At 62.0% G+C, this 17,166-nt stretch carries 20 protein-coding genes; 4 read left to right on the top strand and 16 right to left on the bottom strand.

Translation table 11 applies throughout. From position 1 onward, the window contains the following. Positions 1-150: 150 nt before the first annotated feature. The 14 genes from SM766_RS06490 to SM766_RS06555 form a co-directional block, all read right to left on the bottom strand. Positions 151-1,008, bottom strand: coding sequence for an urea carboxylase-associated family protein (locus SM766_RS06490; protein WP_368947277.1), 858 nt, complete (start codon positions 1,006-1,008; stop codon positions 151-153). 264 nt (positions 1,009-1,272) lie between these two features. Continuing rightward, entirely contained in the window at positions 1,273-2,454 is a 1,182-nt protein-coding gene (locus SM766_RS06495; RefSeq protein WP_368947278.1) for a type III PLP-dependent enzyme, read from the bottom strand. Between the two features lie 361 nt (positions 2,455-2,815). Beyond that, positions 2,816-3,025, bottom strand: coding sequence for a hypothetical protein (locus tag SM766_RS06500; protein ID WP_274827608.1), 210 nt, complete (start codon positions 3,023-3,025; stop codon positions 2,816-2,818). Positions 3,026-3,085: 60 nt separating this feature from the next. Then, positions 3,086-3,250, bottom strand: a complete 165-nt coding sequence (locus tag SM766_RS06505; protein WP_274831414.1) for a hypothetical protein — start codon at positions 3,248-3,250, stop codon at positions 3,086-3,088. Positions 3,251-3,437: 187 nt separating this feature from the next. Next, complete coding sequence (locus SM766_RS06510; RefSeq protein ID WP_368947279.1) at positions 3,438-4,148, bottom strand: ZIP family metal transporter; 711 nt, start codon at positions 4,146-4,148, stop codon at positions 3,438-3,440. A gap of 121 nt (positions 4,149-4,269) precedes the next feature. Next, entirely contained in the window at positions 4,270-5,049 is a 780-nt protein-coding gene (locus SM766_RS06515) for a succinate dehydrogenase iron-sulfur subunit (RefSeq protein ID WP_065272523.1), read from the bottom strand. Between the two features lie 147 nt (positions 5,050-5,196). Next, positions 5,197-6,078, bottom strand: coding sequence for a hypothetical protein (locus SM766_RS06520; RefSeq protein WP_368947280.1), 882 nt, complete (start codon positions 6,076-6,078; stop codon positions 5,197-5,199). A gap of 128 nt (positions 6,079-6,206) precedes the next feature. Further along, a complete protein-coding gene (gene sdhA / locus SM766_RS06525) occupies positions 6,207-8,012 on the bottom strand; it encodes a succinate dehydrogenase flavoprotein subunit (protein ID WP_274827605.1) in 1,806 nt (601 codons plus the stop codon). A 15-nt stretch (positions 8,013-8,027) separates the two neighbouring features. After that, entirely contained in the window at positions 8,028-8,399 is a 372-nt protein-coding gene (sdhD, locus tag SM766_RS06530) for a succinate dehydrogenase, hydrophobic membrane anchor protein (protein ID WP_065272520.1), read from the bottom strand. A 21-nt stretch (positions 8,400-8,420) separates the two neighbouring features. Further along, entirely contained in the window at positions 8,421-8,804 is a 384-nt protein-coding gene (gene sdhC / locus SM766_RS06535; protein ID WP_065272519.1) for a succinate dehydrogenase, cytochrome b556 subunit, read from the bottom strand. Positions 8,805-9,103: 299 nt separating this feature from the next. After that, positions 9,104-10,150, bottom strand: a complete 1,047-nt coding sequence (locus SM766_RS06540) for a MaoC family dehydratase (protein ID WP_274834617.1) — start codon at positions 10,148-10,150, stop codon at positions 9,104-9,106. Beyond that, positions 10,150-10,353, bottom strand: a complete 204-nt coding sequence (locus tag SM766_RS06545) for a DUF1737 domain-containing protein (protein WP_065272517.1) — start codon at positions 10,351-10,353, stop codon at positions 10,150-10,152. The genes SM766_RS06540 and SM766_RS06545 overlap by 1 nt, the downstream gene beginning before the upstream one ends. 7 nt (positions 10,354-10,360) lie before the next feature. Next, on the bottom strand, positions 10,361-10,909 hold the full coding sequence (locus SM766_RS06550; RefSeq protein WP_065272516.1) for an NnrU family protein: 549 nt from the start codon (positions 10,907-10,909) through the stop codon (positions 10,361-10,363). Positions 10,910-10,945: 36 nt separating this feature from the next. Continuing rightward, positions 10,946-11,800, bottom strand: a complete 855-nt coding sequence (locus SM766_RS06555; RefSeq protein ID WP_368947281.1) for an HpcH/HpaI aldolase/citrate lyase family protein — start codon at positions 11,798-11,800, stop codon at positions 10,946-10,948. A gap of 412 nt (positions 11,801-12,212) precedes the next feature. Here SM766_RS06555 and SM766_RS06560 point away from each other — a divergent pair, with 412 nt between their 5' ends. Then, positions 12,213-12,527 carry a hypothetical protein gene (locus SM766_RS06560; protein ID WP_065272514.1) on the top strand — a complete coding sequence of 105 codons (315 nt, stop codon included), beginning with the start codon at positions 12,213-12,215 and terminating at the stop codon, positions 12,525-12,527. Positions 12,528-12,569: 42 nt separating this feature from the next. On the opposite strand, the gene SM766_RS06565 is transcribed toward SM766_RS06560, so the two are convergent. Then, the gene (locus SM766_RS06565) at positions 12,570-13,325 is read right to left on the bottom strand and encodes a sulfite exporter TauE/SafE family protein (RefSeq protein WP_368947358.1); all 756 of its coding nucleotides are present in this window, start codon (positions 13,323-13,325) and stop codon (positions 12,570-12,572) included. 160 nt (positions 13,326-13,485) lie between these two features. On the opposite strand from SM766_RS06565, the gene mdh reads away from it, so the two are divergent. Beyond that, positions 13,486-14,448, top strand: coding sequence for a malate dehydrogenase (gene mdh / locus SM766_RS06570; protein WP_065272512.1), 963 nt, complete (start codon positions 13,486-13,488; stop codon positions 14,446-14,448). Between the two features lie 67 nt (positions 14,449-14,515). Here the strand turns inward: mdh and SM766_RS06575 are convergent, their stop codons facing one another. Further along, positions 14,516-15,103, bottom strand: coding sequence for a TetR/AcrR family transcriptional regulator (locus SM766_RS06575; protein ID WP_368947282.1), 588 nt, complete (start codon positions 15,101-15,103; stop codon positions 14,516-14,518). 84 nt (positions 15,104-15,187) lie between these two features. On the opposite strand from SM766_RS06575, the gene SM766_RS06580 reads away from it, so the two are divergent. Together SM766_RS06580 and sucC are read left to right on the top strand one after the other, a co-directional pair. Further along, the gene (locus tag SM766_RS06580) at positions 15,188-15,601 is read left to right on the top strand and encodes a DUF4345 domain-containing protein (RefSeq protein ID WP_274837556.1); all 414 of its coding nucleotides are present in this window, start codon (positions 15,188-15,190) and stop codon (positions 15,599-15,601) included. Positions 15,602-15,971: 370 nt separating this feature from the next. Continuing rightward, positions 15,972-17,165 (top strand): ADP-forming succinate--CoA ligase subunit beta, encoded by a 1,194-nt coding sequence (gene sucC, locus SM766_RS06585; RefSeq protein ID WP_065272510.1) that lies wholly within the window; start codon positions 15,972-15,974, stop codon positions 17,163-17,165. Position 17,166: the final 1 nt, after the last annotated feature.

Raw genomic sequence — 17,166 nt, forward strand, 5'->3', positions numbered from 1 at the left:
AAGGAACATAAGAAAGGCAGCGGATCGCCTCCGCTGCCTTTTTTCATGTGCTTGCGTCAGGCGATGGCGCAGCGCGCGGCACGCGCGCTGCCGGGCCCAAGGCTTTTGCGGCCCCCGGCAGGGCTGCAAAGAGGCGCGGGAGAGCCCGCTTTAGCAGCCGTGACTGCGGTCGTAGCCATTCACCGGCGGGCTGCTCCATCCCTCCAACGCGCCCGCAGCGGGGGCAAAGACCTCTACCAGCAGCGGATGGCATGCGGCGGTATCACTGGAATGCTCAGAGGAGCAATCCCCGCCGGGGCAGGCGCTGAGCGCGCCCAGCAGGTCTATCTCGGCAAAGAACTCCAGATAATCGCCGGGGCGGACCGGGCTGGCCTTCATGAAATACTGCCCGGTGTCGCGGGTGAAGCCGGTGCACATGAAAACGTTCAGCACATCATGCACATGCGGCTCCGCCTCCACAAGACTCACGCCCAGATGATCGGCCAGCGCCCGGGTCAGGTTGGAGTGGCAGCAATAGTGGTACTGGCTGCCCGCCAGCAGATTGCCGGTATAGGGATCACAGCGGGTGCCGATCACATCGTGCACCGATCCGCCATAGGCATCCATGCCGTACCACTCCAGCGTATCCTCGGTGATGGTGGCCATTGGGCGCAGATACGGAAAACTGGTCCACATGCGCTCCCCGCTGGTCAGGTGGGTGCCATGCAGGGCGCGGCTCTTGCCGGAATAGAAACGCTCGGACAGGTCATTGCGGTTCCACAGGTTGAGATCCCCCACCTGCGGCCCCTCGACCGAGGAGATGCGGAAGAAATGCCCGGCGGGCACTTCGAAACAAGCCGCATCGCGGGCCGGAACCAGCACCTCGCCGGTCTTCTCCGCGCCCTCGCGCGCCGCCCGGTAGAGCGGTAGATCCGGCACCGGCAGTGTTTCATTGGGATAGCAGATGACCGGTTTGACGGCCTTGCGGGCCTCGGCGTCTGCCGGGGCGGGATGATGGGTATGGGTCATGGTCGCAAGGGCTCCTCGTGTCTGGGTACCGTGTCTCCTCTTCCATTGCGCGCAGGACAGGCCTCGCCCGTGGTGGGGGCAAAGCCCCCGCCTTGGGGGCGGGCGGGGGCTGTCCGGCCTATGGCCGAACAAGCGGTCGATCTGCGACGATGGGCGCGGTGTCCGGTTGTCGTTCTCTGCATTCAAAAAACCAAAGGCGCCCGGGTACAAGCCCCGAACGCCCTTGCGACCTTCAAATTTCCCTGATCATGGCCCGCGCCGGGGTCAGATCACCACCACATCCAGCGGCGGGAAGCCATTGAACCCGACCGAGGCATAGGTCGAGGTATAGGCGCCACAAGCATGGATCACCACGCGATCCCCAGCCTTGAGGCCAAGCGGCAGCTGGTAGGGCTGCTTTTCATAAAGCACATCCGCGCTATCGCAGGAGGGCCCCGCCAGAACGCAAGGCCCAGTGCTCTCATGATCGCGGTCAGAGGTGATGCGATAGCGGATCGCCTCGTCCATGGTTTCCGCCAGCCCCGAGAACTTGCCGATATCCAGATAGACCCAGCGGTGCAGGTCGTCTTCGTGTTTCTTCGACACCAACAGCACCTCGGCCACGATGGCGCCCGCCTCTGCCACCAGACCGCGACCCGGCTCGGCCATTACCTCGACCGCATCGGGGAAACGCGCATCAACCTGCGCCATCACCCCGCGGGCATAGTCACTCGGCCCCATCACGGTATTGACGTAAGACGCCGGAAAACCGCCACCGATGTTCAGAAGGCGCATGGAATGGCCTGCATCTTTTGCGGCCTGCCAGACAACGTGGACCTGATCCAGCGTCGCCCCCCACATCATCGGGTCACGTGTCTGCGAGCCGACATGGAAAGACAGACCATCGGCCACGAGGCCCAGCGTGCGCGCACGATCCATCAGCGCCAGCGCCATATCCGGGGTGCAGCCAAATTTGCGGCTGAGCGGCCAGTCGGCGCCAGTGGCATCGACCAGCAGACGCACACAGACGTGGGCGCCGGGCGCGTGGTCGGCCAGTTTCTCCAGCTCCTCCACCGCATCGACAGCGAAATGACGGATGCCAATGCCATGGGCAAAGGCGATGTCAGCCGGGCGTTTGATGGTGTTGCCGAAGGTGATCTGATGCGGCGCGGCACCGGCGGCCAGGCACATCTCGATCTCGGCGCGGCTGGCCGCATCGAAGTTGGAACCCGAGCGCACGAGGCGGCGCAGCAGGGCTGCTTCGGGGTTGGCCTTGACCGCATAGTGGATGCGGGCGCGGCCCAGACCATTTGCCAGCGCCTGATACTGGCGCGACACGGCGGCGCCGTCGATCACAAGGGTCGGACGTGCGAAAGCGGTGTTCGCGATATACTCGATGTGGCGTGCTGTAGGTACGACTTCACATTCGCGGGCGATTTGCCCGGTGACGTTTGCGTTCATGGTCATCTCCAAAAGACCCGGCCATCTATGACCGCTCACTTCAATCAGAGACGTTACCGTCGCTACGTAACCCTAGGGCTTTGAGCCCTTTCGACAGAGGCGCGTGCGTTGGCGTCTTAAGCGCGCATATCGGGCAAACCTTTGAGTCGTTCAAGTGGTTTTCTGCACGAGGCTGCGGATTTTTTCAGCGCCCCGATAGCTGCACTGAATCGGCAACGCCCGGCCCTACCCTAGGGGTGCAACCCTCGCGTCAGAAACACGCCATCTGCCGCGTGTCCCGCGCCGCGCGTCGCGCGGCGCTACGCCCAAGGGCGAAAGGCAGCATCTGGCTGCCGTGTCGTGCGCGGGAGATCCCCCGGCGCCCCGATCAGCGCCCTCCCCTGCCCTGTCTTGCCGGGTTCAGGCATTGGCGCGGCGCCGCATCACCCGGCTGTACCGCGCCGCAAAAGGTGCAGCGCCACTGGCCCTTGCTGCGCTCGGCGCGCCAGCGGCAGTTGCGGGTCAGCGAAGACGTGGTATGGCGCCAAATGAAATAGGCAAAGACACCGGCGAGAAGGATCAGCAGAAGAATGGGCATACGCGCTGTCTAGCGCCCTCCTGCAAGCCTATCAATCCGGCCTCGGCCAAGGTGCCCGGGTCAGGCTGCCTCGTAGTAAGGCGCGTAGGCGGCAACCGGCTGCTCTTCACGCGGCTGCGGCAGGGCAGCGGGGGTGAAATAGGCCCATGCCTGCTCCAGATCCTTGAGCGCTGCGGCGGCTTTGTCTTCGATGAGTTTGACGGTCTGTGCGACGGTATTTTCCATGGAAACATGTCCTTGTGTTCAGGCTGCTTCCTCCCTTGGCCAGAACATATGCAAGGAACGCAGGCGTGAGCAGGCCGCTTTTGAGCAAAGTCGCCATGCAGAAATGACAAACCTTTGACCCAAGAAGACCTGGCGCAGCGGCAGCTCTGCCGCCCCACAAACGGGCCATCGCTGAACAGCCCGCACATCATCCGATCAGCAGATGCCCGGCCAGCCCAAGCGCGAAGCCTGCCACGACCCCCAGCGACGGCGCCGTACTGCCCGCCTCATGCACTTTCGGAGCAATGTCCTGAAGCAGAAGATACAGGATCCCGCCCGAGGCAAAGACCATGATCACGTCCAGGATATGCGACTGCTGTTCCAGCCAGATCAGCCCCACTGCGGCACAAAGCGGGCCAAGGGCTGCCAGGCCGACAAACAGCAGCAGCACGTGCCAGGCTGGACTGTCGCAACGCCAGATATCGCGGAATGCGGCAAAGCCTTCGGGCACGTTCTGCAAAAAGATCATCAGCGCCAGCAACAGCGCGGTGCCATCCTCCGCACTCAGCATGGCGCCAAGGGCCAGCGCCTCAGGCAGGAAATCCAGCAGCATGGCAAACAGCAGCGCCAGGCTGCCCTGCCCCCGGGACATGCCCTTGTCGATCCAGTAGAACGCGAGCCCGCCTGCCCCCAGCCAGAACAGGGCCTCCATCGGCGTCAGCATTCTTGTTCCCTCGGGGATAAGCACCAGCGCTACCGCGCTCAGCAGGGCGCCACCGCCAAAGGAGGTAACCCAGGACAGCACCGCTTTGTGAAGCTCTGCATCGCGGATGTTCTCGATCCACGCCAGCGCACCACCAATCGGCAGCGCCAAGCCGGCAAAACCAGCCAGAACAAGGGCAGAGATGAAAGGATCCATGCCGGTGAATTAGACAGGTTTGGCAAAGCGCGGCAAGGAGGAGCGGCGCCCCCAGCCCAAAAGAAACCGCCGCGACGAGGGACTCGTCGCGGCGGATCAGATTTCAAAACCGTTATTGGGATCAGACGGCGCGTTCGACCATCATCTGCTTGATATGAGCAATCGCCTTGGCGGGGTTCAGGCCCTTCGGGCAGGTCTTGGCGCAGTTCATGATGCTGTGGCAGCGATAAAGCTTGAACGGATCTTCCAGCTGATCCAGACGCTCGCCGGTGGCTTCATCGCGGCTGTCGATGATCCAGCGGTAGGCGTGCAGCAGCGCGGCCGGGCCGAGATAGCGATCGCCGTTCCACCAGTAGGACGGGCAGGAGGTCGAGCAGCTGGCGCACATCACGCATTCATACAGCCCGTCGAGCTTCTTGCGGTCCTCGATGGACTGCTTCCACTCCTTCGCCGGGCGGTTGGTCTTGGTTTCCAGCCAGGGCATGATCGAGGCATGCTGCGCATAGAAATGCGTCAGATCGGGGATAAGGTCCTTCACCACCGGCATATGCGGCAGCGGGTAGATCTTCACGTCGCCCTTCACCTCATCCAGGCCATAGATACAGGCCAGGGTGTTGATCCCGTCGATGTTCATCGCGCAGGAGCCACAGATGCCTTCGCGGCAGGAGCGGCGGAAGGTCAGCGTCGGATCGATCTCGTTCTTGATCTTGATCAGCGCGTCCAGAACCATGGGACCGCATTTGTCCATGTCCAGGAAATAGGTGTCGACCTGCGGGTTCTTGCCGTCATCCGGGTTCCAGCGATAGATCTGGAACTTGCGGACATTGGTTGCGCCTTCAGGCTTGGGCCACGTCTTACCCGTGGTGATCTTGGAGTTTTTCGGAAGTGCGAATTCGACCATAGATCTGTCTCCTTGCTTAGCCGCCCATCGTCAGGGACCAAAGCGGTGCCTGCAGACAGGAGATCGGATGAACCGGCGCGGGGCGACCCTGCCGGAAAGCGAGTGTTGCGCCCAAAAGGGCGTCAGCGTTGTTATCTGCGGGGGCCATCATGCCAGCCCTCCGTTTGCCATTGGCGCCTTGGCCGCGATGCCGGACAGCACGGCAGCATCTGCGGGGAACAGGCGCGACAGCCGGTCGGTGAGCGCAGTATCGCGCGCCGCAAGGTGCAGCACCGCCTGATATTCCGCATCCCCGGCCATCTGGCGCCAGCGTTGATCGGTTTGCAGGTCTTCGGCGCTCTGCGCCTCTTTCTGGAAAGAGGAGCCACCGCCATAGCGCTGCACCGTGCCAAGGGTATTGTCGCGGGTCTCAAGACCCAGCTCTCCCAGCAGCGCGGCGCGATAGGCCGCGTCACCGCACCAGCGATCATAAGAGATGCAGCTGATCGCCAGATCGCGGGCCTGTTCGACCAGTCCCAGCAGCCGGGTATAGGTGTCCATGGCGCGCAGCAGGATCGCGTTGCGCCGCACCAGGCTGTAACCGGAATTGCCCTGCATCTTTTTCAAAAGCGAGGCGGACCAGTTGAGGAAACTGCGATAGATCACCACGTTGCGGGTCAAGAGCCCCTCGTCAAAGGGACCAGAGACCTGCCGCTCGCCGGTGAATTCAGCCGGAGAGGTATCCTCGTAGGACATCACCAGAAGCGCGCCATTGCCTGCCGTGCCTGCAACCGAAGCCATATCACGCAGCGCCTTGTGCTGGGGCGCGTGGGCACCATCCACTTCGATCCCGCGAAAGGACCGGAACGGATCGTTGCCCGGCTTACAATTGTTAAGGAACACCGACCGTCCGCCCGGCGCATTGCGTTGCATCCACCCCACGATGGCGTGGTTGCCCGAGCGGCGCATGCCGAACAGGCGCAGGGCAACGCCCGGGATAATCCCCAGTTGCTGCCATGCAGAGACCGGTTGCGATGCGACAGAGGCCATCAGATGCCCCTCCCGTCACAGGCAATATCACAGGCCCGCATAGCCCCGCATGCAGGCAGGCGCCCCCCTGGAAGGGGACGCGCTGCATGATGCAAGGGATATGCGACCAGAGGCATGGGTGCTCTGCCTCAGAAGGTCCGCGCTTTGGGCGCGATCCGCTTGAGGCTGATGCCGCCCTCGGCTTCGGTGCTGAGCGGATCCACGACCACCGGACGATAGCTGAGATCGACCGAGTTGCCTTCGACGCGGGCAACCGAGTGGACGCGCCAGTTTTCGTCGTCACGGGTGGTGAAATCCTCATGCGCGTGGGCGCCGCGGCTTTCCTTGCGGGCCTCTGCGCCAACAATGGTGGCCAGCGCGTTCGGCATCAGGTTGGTCAGCTCCAGCGTTTCCATCAGGTCAGAGTTCCAGACCAGCGAGCGGTCGGTGACCTTGAGGTCCCCGAGTTTCGCGGCGATGGCGGTCATCTTCTCGACGCCTTCGGCCATGGTTTCCGAGGTGCGGAAGACCGCCGCGTCGGATTGCATGGTGCGCTGCATTTCCAGACGCAGATCCGCGGTCGGGATACCGCCATTTGCGTTGCGCAGCCCGTCGAACCGATCAAAGGCCTTGTCGATCTGGGACTGGTTCAGCACCGGGTTCGGCGCGTCTGCGTCGACCACCTTGCCGGCGCGGATCGCAGCGGCGCGGCCGAACACGACGAGGTCGATCAACGAGTTCGATCCCAGACGGTTGGCACCGTGCACCGAGGCGCAGCCCGCTTCGCCCACGGCCATCAGACCCGGCACCACGGCGGTGGGATCTTCGGCGGTGGGGTTCAGCACTTCACCCCAGTAGTTGGTCGGAATGCCGCCCATGTTGTAGTGCACCGTCGGCAGAACCGGGATCGGCTCCTTGGTGACATCGACACCGGCAAAGATCTTGGCGCTTTCCGAGATGCCCGGCAGACGTTCGGCCAGGGCCTCGGGCGGCAGGTGCGACAGGTTCAGGTGAATGTGATCACCATGTTCGCCCACACCGCGGCCTTCGCGGATCTCCATGGTCATGGAGCGGGAGACATAGTCGCGCGGGGCAAGGTCCTTGTACTGGGGCGCGTAACGCTCCATGAACCGTTCGCCTTCGGAGTTGGTGAGATAGCCACCTTCGCCGCGCGCGCCTTCGGTGATCAGGCAGCCGGAACCGTAAATGCCGGTCGGATGGAACTGCACGAATTCCATGTCCTGCAGCGGCAGACCCGCACGGGCCACCATGCCGCCACCGTCGCCGGTGCAGGTGTGAGCCGAGGTGGCGCTGAAGTAGGCACGGCCATAACCGCCGGTCGCGAGCACGACCATCTTGGCGTTGAAGACATGCATGGTGCCGTCGTCGAGTTTCCAACAAACAACGCCCTGGCACTGCCCGTCTTCGGACATGATCAGGTCGATGGCGAAATACTCGATGTAGAACTCGGCGTTGTTCTTGAGGCTCTGACCATAAAGCGTGTGCAGGATGGCGTGACCGGTCCGGTCAGCCGCGGCACAGGTCCGCTGCACGGCGGGGCCTTCACCGAATTCGGTGGTGTGGCCACCGAACGGACGCTGGTAGATCTTGCCTTCTTCGGTACGGGAGAACGGCACGCCATAGTGTTCCAGCTCGTAAACCGCCTTGGGCGCTTCGCGGGCGAGGTATTCCATCGCGTCGGTGTCACCCAGCCAGTCCGAGCCTTTGACGGTGTCATACATGTGCCACTGCCAGTGGTCCGGGCCCATGTTCGACAGCGAGGCGGCGATACCGCCCTGCGCCGCAACCGTGTGGGAGCGGGTCGGGAAAACCTTGGTCACACAGGCCGTGCGCAGCCCCTGTTCGGCCATGCCGAGAGTCGCGCGCAGACCGGCGCCGCCGGCACCCACCACGACCACGTCATAGTCATGTGTTTCGTATTCGTAAGCAGCCATTGGGAACCTCGGGGATTAAAGGGCCAGACGGACGAGGGCGTAAACCCCGGTCACGGCGACGGCGTAGGACAGGCAGGTCATCAGGATGATCGCCAGACGGCCCTTGAAGCCGTGGACGTAATCCTCAAGCATGATCTGCGCACCCGATTTAAAGTGCATCATGCCGACCCAGATGGTCAGCGCGGCGATGATCGCCGGGAAGGGACGCGCGTAATAGGCGGTGATCTCTTCATAGGATCCGCCCAGCGCGCAGCCGAAGGTGAAGATGAACAGCGGCACCAGGATCAGCAGCGCGACCGAGCTGACCTGCATCGACCAATGATGCTCGGTTCCGGATTTCGCGGCGCCCATGCCAATGGCGCGCTTGCGGTCTGTAAGATATCGCATAGCTTTCTCTCTCCCTTGGCGTCAGACGATGATCAGGGTGATGGCGGTCAGGACAACCGACCCGATGACGACAACCCAGCCCAGTTTCTGCGCGGGTTCCAGATCCATCATCTTGCCGTTGTCCCAGAGCAGGTGACGCACACCGGCCAGCAGGTGATACCACATGCCCAGGACCGACAGGCTGAGGACCAGATCGCCGAACCAGCTGGTCAGCACTCCGTTGGCGATTGCGAAATATTCAGCAGAGGTCGCCGCAGCGAGGAACCACCAGACAACCAGCAATGCGGTCACGATCAGGGCGTTGCCTGTGATCCGCGTGAGGATCGAGGTGACAGAGGTGATCTGCGGGCGGTAAATCGACAGATGCGGCGAAAGCGGGCGATTGCCCCGATTTACATCGGCCATGTTGGCTCCTTTCCGGTTAGCTGCTCACGTTTTAGCGGATTTTTGCGCGCTGTCACGCAAACGAGTGGTAAAAATCGGGTCATATTTGTACTGCATCGCAGAAAAGCCGGATTTTGTGATCACGCGGGTCAGATAAGTGATCACAAATCTTGGTTTCCCAAAAATTGCGCAGAATCACGGCTGCGGCGCTTCGGCTCCGCCTGGCCGACGATATATCCGTATTTCGATGTCAGAAGTGTAGTGCCCCCGCACCGTCCCGGGCAACAGCCGGGTCGCAAGCGGGGGCGGGTCTTTTGAGCTTACTTGGGCATCAGCGCCCAGTAGTCGAGATCCAGCAGGACCTCGGGCAGGTATTTGCCGTCTTCGCCCTTCAGCGCGAAGGGGGCGCCGCCGCTGGTGGCGACCAGGCGCAGGCGGATGGCACCGACGCCGGGGGCTTCGGTATCGGCCTTGTCCAGTACCTCGGACCAAGCGCGGATGGTGGTGCCGGACAGGCAGGGGTTCGCATGCGCACCGCCGTTGAGCCCGACGATCATCTGCGCATTGGCCAACCCGTTGAAGGACAGCGCCCGCGCCATGGAGATCACGTGACCGCCATAGATCAGCCGAGTACCATCGGGCCGCGCGGTGGCGTCGAAATGCACCTTGGCGGTGTTCTGCCACAGACGGGTGGCCAGCATATGCTCGGCCTCTTCGACTGTCACACCATCGACGTGGTCGATGGTCTCGCCCACCTCGTAATCGCCCCAGCGATGCGCCTCACCCGCCAAGGTGAAATCGTAGCCGCTGAAATCAAGCCCACCGGGGATCTTCAGATCCGAGGCCGGGATCACCTTGCTCAGCTCGGGGATCACAGTTTCGGGCGCGGGCGCATCAAGGTCCTTCTTACGCACCATCACCCAGCGCACGTATTCCATCACGACATCGTCGTTCTGGTTCAGCCCGCGGGTCCGCACGTAGACCACGCCCGATTTGCCGTTGGAGTTCTGCTTGACCCCGATCACCTCGGATTCCGAGCGCAGGGTATCGCCCTCGTAAACAGGCAGCAGCCAGCGGCCCTCAGCATAGCCCAGGTTCGCCACGGCATTGAGCGAGATATCCGGCACCGTCTTGCCGAATACGATGTGGAAGGCCGCCAGATCATCCAGCGGCGCTGCAGGCAGACCACAGCCGCGCGCAAATTCATCCGAGGAATAGAGCGCATGACGCGCCGGATAGAGCGCGTGATACAGCGCCCTTTCGCCCCCCGAAACGGTGCGCGGCACCGCGTGGGCGATCACATCCCCCACCTTGTAGTCTTCGAAAAAGCGCCCCGGATTGGTTTTCGCAGCTGTGGTCTTCGCCATCAGTGCTCTCCTAGTTTTGTGTCAGGTGTGTAGGTGCCCTCCACCTCTTTCACCACGGATTGGCCGCAACGCATGATGCCTTTGACCGGGTCAAAGGTCTGGGTGGGACTGCCATACAGCTCCCATCCCTTGTTCAGCGCATCGGTCACCTTGTGACAAAAGGCAGAAGTGTCGTCTTCGCTCAGAAAGCGGTAAAGTTTCATGGCTCAGTTATCCCGGAAATGGTGTGGGGCCGATCAGCCCGTGAATATAGCCGATCACCGCGAGCAGCACGATCGAGGCGACAAAGAACATGCCATCCTTGGCGATGCTGCCCTTGGGGCCGGGCGTCCATTGCGGCTCTGCACGGTTGATCAGCATCATCTGCACCGGCACATAAAGCAGCATACCGCCAAACAGCACGATCGAGGCGAGATCGCCATTGACCAGAAGGTGCGCAATCGCCCAAAGCGCGAAACCCGTCAGCATCGGATGCCGCATACCGGACAGCAGCGCGCCCTTTTTCGGGGCCGGAGACATCATATAGATGGCGATCAGCACCAGCAGGTTATTGATATGCACCATGAAGGACGGCGGCGCCCAGACGTAGATGAAATCTGTAGCGCGATAGCCGATGACCATCAGGACAATGCCCGCCACGATGGCCAATGCGGTGATCCCCTTGCCTTTGTCGCCAAGGGAGGCGCGCGCGTCGGGGGCGAGGCGTTTGAACATATGCCCGCCCCACCAAAGCAGGATGCCCAGGACCAGAAGTGCCATATCAGTCTCCGATTTAGGTGTTAAACTGATTCACACCTAGGCCGAAATGGCTGCGATTGCATCCGCTTTTGCAAGAATCTCCCGCGCCGTCGCCACGTGCAGGTTCTCGACGATCTTGCCATCAACCACGGCTACGCCCTGCCCCGAGGCTTCGACCTCTTCAAAGGCGGCAATCTGGCGGCGGGCCAGATCAATCTCGGCCTCAGACGGGGCAAAGGCGGTGTTGGTCACATCAACCTGCGCCGGGTGGATCAGCGTCTTGCCGTCGAACCCCATGTCGCGGCCCTGATCGCATTCAACTTTCAGCCCCTCATCATCCTTGAAGGCATTGTAGACGCCATCGACGATGATCTTACCTTCGGCCTTGGCCGCGAGCAGGCACAGGCCCAGCCCGGCCATCATCGGCAGGCGGTCGGCGCGGAAACGGGTCTGCAACTCCTTGGCCAGATCGTTGGTGCCCATCACCATGCCCTGCAATTTGGGATGCGCTGCGATCTCCGCCGCATTCAGCATGCCGCGCGGGGTTTCCATCATTGCCCAGAGCGGCTTGTCACCGGTGATTTCGGCCAGCGCGTCCAGATCGCCGGGAGAGGAAACCTTCGGCAGCAGGATCGCATCGCAATCCATCTTTGCCGCCGCCTCGGCATCGGCGCGGCCCCACTGGGTGTCCAGCCCGTTGATCCGCACGATCCGCACCCGGGCGCCATACCCCCCTTCGGCCAGCGCGGCAGCCAGCGTGTCGCGGGCGTTTTCCTTTTCCTCGACCGAAACCGCGTCCTCGAGGTCAAAGATCACCGCATCAACCGGCAGGTTGCGGGCCTTGTCCAGCGCGCGCGGCTTTGAGCCGGGGATATACAGAACCGAACGATAAGGGCGGGTGCGCGGGTCCATCTGATCTCTCCAAGTTATTTTGTTGCGCAAACCGGTACAGATTCGGCCAGATACTTTCAAGAAAAATCCTGCCGCAGTGCAGAAAGCACAAAATCCGCGCAACAAAGTCCTTGAATTTCCAACCGAATCGTGAGCGCGCACAGGGTTAACCTGTTATCAGCACCTTCTTGGCACAGTTTACCTATCGCGCAGGTGATCACGGCCAGCCCATTTCAGTCCGACTGTGATCCGCCCGCACGGGGCCGGAATGGCCTGCATTGAACCTGCTGACCCGGCGGTCCGCAGCACTCCCCTGGGCCAAAGGCCCGCATAACGATTACGTCACTCACACACCGGCCCACACATGGGACTTCGGAAGAGCGCAGGTTGCTGTCTCTTTCCCTGTCAGGCCGTTCGGGAAAGGGTAAAACCCATGAAGAAGACGATGTTCAAAACAACCGCAGGTCTGGCCATCCTGGTGCTGACCGCAACGCAATCCTTCGCCCAGGGCCGCAACTGCGCCCCACGCGAGGTCGTCGTCGGACGACTGGCCGAGAAATACGGCGAAAGCCGCCAAAGCATCGGCATTGGCGGTCAGGGCGTGGTGATGGAGACCTTTGCCTCGACCGAATCCGGCACCTGGACCATCACCGTGACGATGCCCAATGGCATGACCTGCCTGATGGCCTCGGGCCAATCCTACGAGGCGCTGGCCGAAGCCCTGCCCAACGCAGACAACGACGCCTGATACGGCCTGCTGACACGGGCCGGGATGCGCAGGGCGTAGCCCTCAGGTCAGCCCGTCCCAGATCAGTTTGACGCCCGTCACCGTCAGCAGGACATAGGCCAGGGCAAAGAATACCCTTTCGGGAATGCTGTGGTGCAGCCGCACCCCCGCCCATGTCCCGAATAGGGCAAAGGGCGCCAGCATCAGATCCAGTTTCAGCGTCTCGGCGCTGAACAGGCCCAGCCCGGCATAGGGCACGGCCTTGGCGATGTTCAGCACCCAGAAGACCAGCACCGTGGTTGCCTGATATTCGGTTTTCGTGGGGCGGCGGCTCAGCAGATAGACCGCGGCGGGCGGCCCGCCCGCGTGGCTGACGAAGCTGGTGAAGCCCGCAACGCCCCCGGCCAGAACCCCGCTCCAGCCGGGCAGATCGCGCTGCGCCTGCATGGCCAGCCCGATGCGGCCGCGCAATTGCCAGATCACAAAGGCAATCGACAGCCCCCCGATCAACAGCCGCATGGTATCGGCCTCGATTGCGGAGAACAGCCAGGCCCCCAGCGCCACCCCCGGCAACCCGCCCGCGATCAGCAACAGACCATCGCGCCCATTCCAGCGCCGCCAATAGGGTCTGAGAGACGCCACATCGATCAGCATCAACAGCGGCAGCATCAGCGCAAGCGCCTGACCCGGCTCGACAATCAGCGCAAGAATCGAAGCTCCGGCAAAGGCCGCGCCCGAGCCAAAGCCGCCCTTGGACACCCCGGCAAAGACCACGGCAGGCACCGCAACGGCGAAAAACATCGGGCTGACATCCACCATCGGCACGCAGCAGAACTCCTTTATTTCAAAATCATTTAGCCCGCCTATCTACTGGCCCGCAAGCCGCGCAAACCCCACGCCGCAGCGCAGAAGGCTTGCGTGGCGGCGCGTTAGGGCTTAGGCATCGCTGCAAATTCAACCGGACCGGAGAGACATCCCCATGGCACGACCCAAAATCGCCCTTATCGGCGCAGGTCAGATCGGTGGCACCCTTGCCCATCTCGCAGCTCTGAAAGAACTCGGCGACGTCGTTCTTTTCGATATTGCCGAAGGCACCCCGGAAGGCAAAGCGCTGGATATCGCAGAATCCGGTCCCTCCGAAGGCTTTGACGCCTCGCTGAAGGGCACCCAAAGCTATGCCGATATCGCGGGCGCAGACGTCTGCATCGTCACCGCCGGCGTGCCGCGCAAGCCGGGCATGAGCCGCGATGACCTGCTGGGTATCAACCTGAAAGTCATGAAATCCGTTGGCGAAGGCATCCGCGACAACGCGCCCGACGCCTTTGTGATCTGCATCACCAACCCGCTGGACGCGATGGTCTGGGCTCTGCGCGAATTCTCGGGCCTGCCCCACGAGAAAGTCTGCGGCATGGCCGGCGTTCTGGACTCCGCCCGCTTCCGCCACTTCCTGGCCGAAGAATTCAAGGTCTCCATGAAAGACGTCACCGCCTTTGTTCTGGGCGGCCACGGCGACACCATGGTTCCGCTGACCCGCTACTCCACCGTTGCCGGTATCCCGCTGCCCGACCTGGTGCAGATGGGCTGGACCACACAAGAGAAGATGGACGCCATCGTGCAGCGTACCCGTGATGGCGGCGCCGAAATCGTTGGCCTGCTGAAAACCGGCTCCGCCTTCTACGCACCGGCGACCTCGGCAATCGAAATGGCCGAAGCCTACCTGAAAGACCAGAAGCGCGTTCTGCCCTGCGCCGCCTATGTGGACGGTGCACTTGGTCTCAACGGCATGTACGTGGGCGTGCCCACCGTGATCGGTGCCGGCGGTGTCGAGCGCGTCATCGACATCAAGATGACCAAAGACGAGCAAGCCATGTTCGACAACTCGGTCAACGCAGTCAAAGGTCTGGTCGACGCCTGCAAAGGCATCGACGCCTCGCTGGCCTAAGACCAGCACCAAGCGATTTGGAAAAGGGTCCGGTTTTCCGGGCCCTTTTTCGTTGCGGATCAGCGGCTCACTGCTTGACCAGCGCCAGGGTGATCACCCGCTGCATCTCGGCCAGATAGTCCGCATCGGACCAGCCGTTTTCCAGCACGCAATGCGCCCATCCATCCATGCTGAGCAGGGTGAAGTAGAGATCCGTCGCCTGTTCTTCGCTTAGATGCTCCAGCAGGTCGCCATCTGATTTCAGCGCCTTCACCGCCTCGGCGCAGCCTTCCTTCATGGCGCGGATCCTGTCCTGCCAGGCGGATTTCGCCTCTTCATCACTCGCGCCCATCCGCATCAACGACTGTTTCAGCGGGTAGATCTCCGGAAAGAACTCCAGCATCGCCCGAGTGTAGGCCTCCAGGCGGCTGCGCCCGTCCGGCGCCGTGCGGCTGGGCGCCAGCCGCGCCTCTATATCGAGCTGATCGCCGAAATGCAGGATCGCCGAGATCAGCATCTCCGAACGGTTAGAAAAATGGGCATAGACCGTTTGCCGGGTCACCCCGGCAGCCTTGGCCACATCCACCATCCGCAGGGGTGATCCCCCGGGGGCCAGCAGCAACGACAGGACGGTTTCAAGGAGTAGATTGCGGGTTTGAACGCGCTTATTTGACACGATGTAAGATTTCCACTTGACGCAATGTAAGATTTTGCGCCACAAGACCACAAATCTTACATCGTGTCAAAAGGAGGCTCTCTCATGTCGAAATTCGTGAAACCCTATCTGTTTCTGTCCGCCGCAGTTCTGCTCTTCGTCGGGGTGATGCTCAGCTTTGCGCCCGAAGCGCTTTATGCCAGCTCTGCCCAAATCCTGCCGGACAGCACCATGATCCGATCGGACCTGCGCGCAGGCGGGGTGGTGGTACTGATTTCCGGCCTTTTCGTGCTGGGCGCGGCGCTGCGCGGACGGGATATGCAACCTGCCCTGCTGCTGTCCCTGCTGATCTATGCGGGCTACGGGCTGGGCCGCATCGTCAGCATCGGATTTGACGGCACCCCAGATGCCGCACTGATCATCGTGACTGTGACCGAATGGGCGTTTGTCCTTGGCGCGCTGATCCTGCTGCGGCGCGGGCGATCTGTCGACACTGCCCAGCCGATGGCGGCGCACTAACCCACCCACCTCCAGAACCGGGTCTTGCGGGTTTCATCCCTTCTTCAATCAAAAGGGGATGAGGCCCGTTTTGCGTTCCGGGGTTGCGCTGACGATCTGGTCACCGTGTTGTTCCGGGGGGTGCCATGGTGACGGGCCTTGGCAGTGGCGCCCGCGCGGGGGTGACGACATTCGGTATTTTGAATAAATTTTCAGCGCCAGACGAATCAAGCGCCTCGTCGGCATTTTTGTGATCACAGCCCTCAAACGTGTGATCACAAATGCGAAAAAACTTCATCATTTCTCGGACTGCCGTCAGAAAACCCTTTAAACCTTTGCTCTATGACGGCGTTATAGTGACGACCAATTTAGCCAGACGGGACAGTTTTCTATGAACATCCACGAATATCAGGCCAAGGCCCTTCTCCGCAGCTACGGCGCTCCGGTGTCCGACGGGCGCGTGGTGCTGAAAGCCGATGAAGCAAAAACCGCAGCCGGCGAGCTGGACGGCCCGCTCTGGGTTGTCAAAGCGCAGATCCACGCAGGTGGCCGCGGCAAGGGCTCCTTCAAGGAAGCCGATGCCGGTGAAAAAGGCGGCGTGCGCCTGACCAAATCGGTCGAAGAAGCCGCCGAAGAAGCCAAGAAGATGCTGGGACGCACCCTTGTGACCCACCAGACCGGCCCGGCGGGCAAACAGGTCAACCGCATCTACATCGAAGCCGGCTCTGGCATCGAGACCGAACTGTACCTGGCGCTGCTGGTAGACCGCCAGACCTCGCGCATCTCCTTTGTCTGCTCCACCGAAGGCGGCATGGACATCGAGGAAGTCGCGGCAGAAACCCCGGAAAAGATCCTCTCCTTCTCGGTCGATCCGGCCACCGGTTACCAGCCGTTCCACGGCCGCCGCATCGCCTTCTCGCTCGGTCTCAAGGGCGCGCAGGTCAAGCAGTGCGTGCAGCTGATGGGTCAGCTCTACAAAGCCTTCGTCGAAAAAGACATGGAGATGCTGGAGATCAACCCGCTGATCGTGACCGATGGCGGCGATCTGAAGGTGCTTGACGCCAAGCTGGGCTTTGACGGCAACGCCGTTTACCGCCACCCCGACGTGGCCGCCCTGCGCGACGAGACCGAAGAAGACCCCAAGGAACTCGAAGCCTCCAAGTATGACCTGAACTACATCGCGCTGGACGGTGAGATCGGCTGCATGGTAAACGGTGCGGGTCTGGCGATGGCCACAATGGACATCATCAAGCTCTACGGCGCTGAGCCTGCGAACTTCCTCGACGTGGGCGGCGGCGCCACCAAGGAGAAAGTGACCGAGGCGTTCAAGATCATCACCTCTGACCCGAACGTCAAAGGCATCCTGGTGAACATCTTCGGCGGCATCATGCGCTGCGACGTCATCGCCGAGGGCGTTGTCGCCGCGGTGAAGGAAGTCGGCCTCAAGGTTCCGCTGGTCGTGCGTCTGGAAGGCACCAACGTCGAAGCGGGCAAGGAGATCATCAACACCTCCGGCCTCGACGTGATCGCGGCAGACAACCTGTCCGACGGCGCCGAGAAGATCGTGAAAGCGGTGAAGGGCTGAA

This window comes from Pseudophaeobacter sp. A-200-2 (assembly GCF_041008815.1).
In the GTDB taxonomy this organism is placed as follows: Bacteria; Pseudomonadota; Alphaproteobacteria; order Rhodobacterales; family Rhodobacteraceae; genus Phycobacter; species Phycobacter gallaeciensis_A.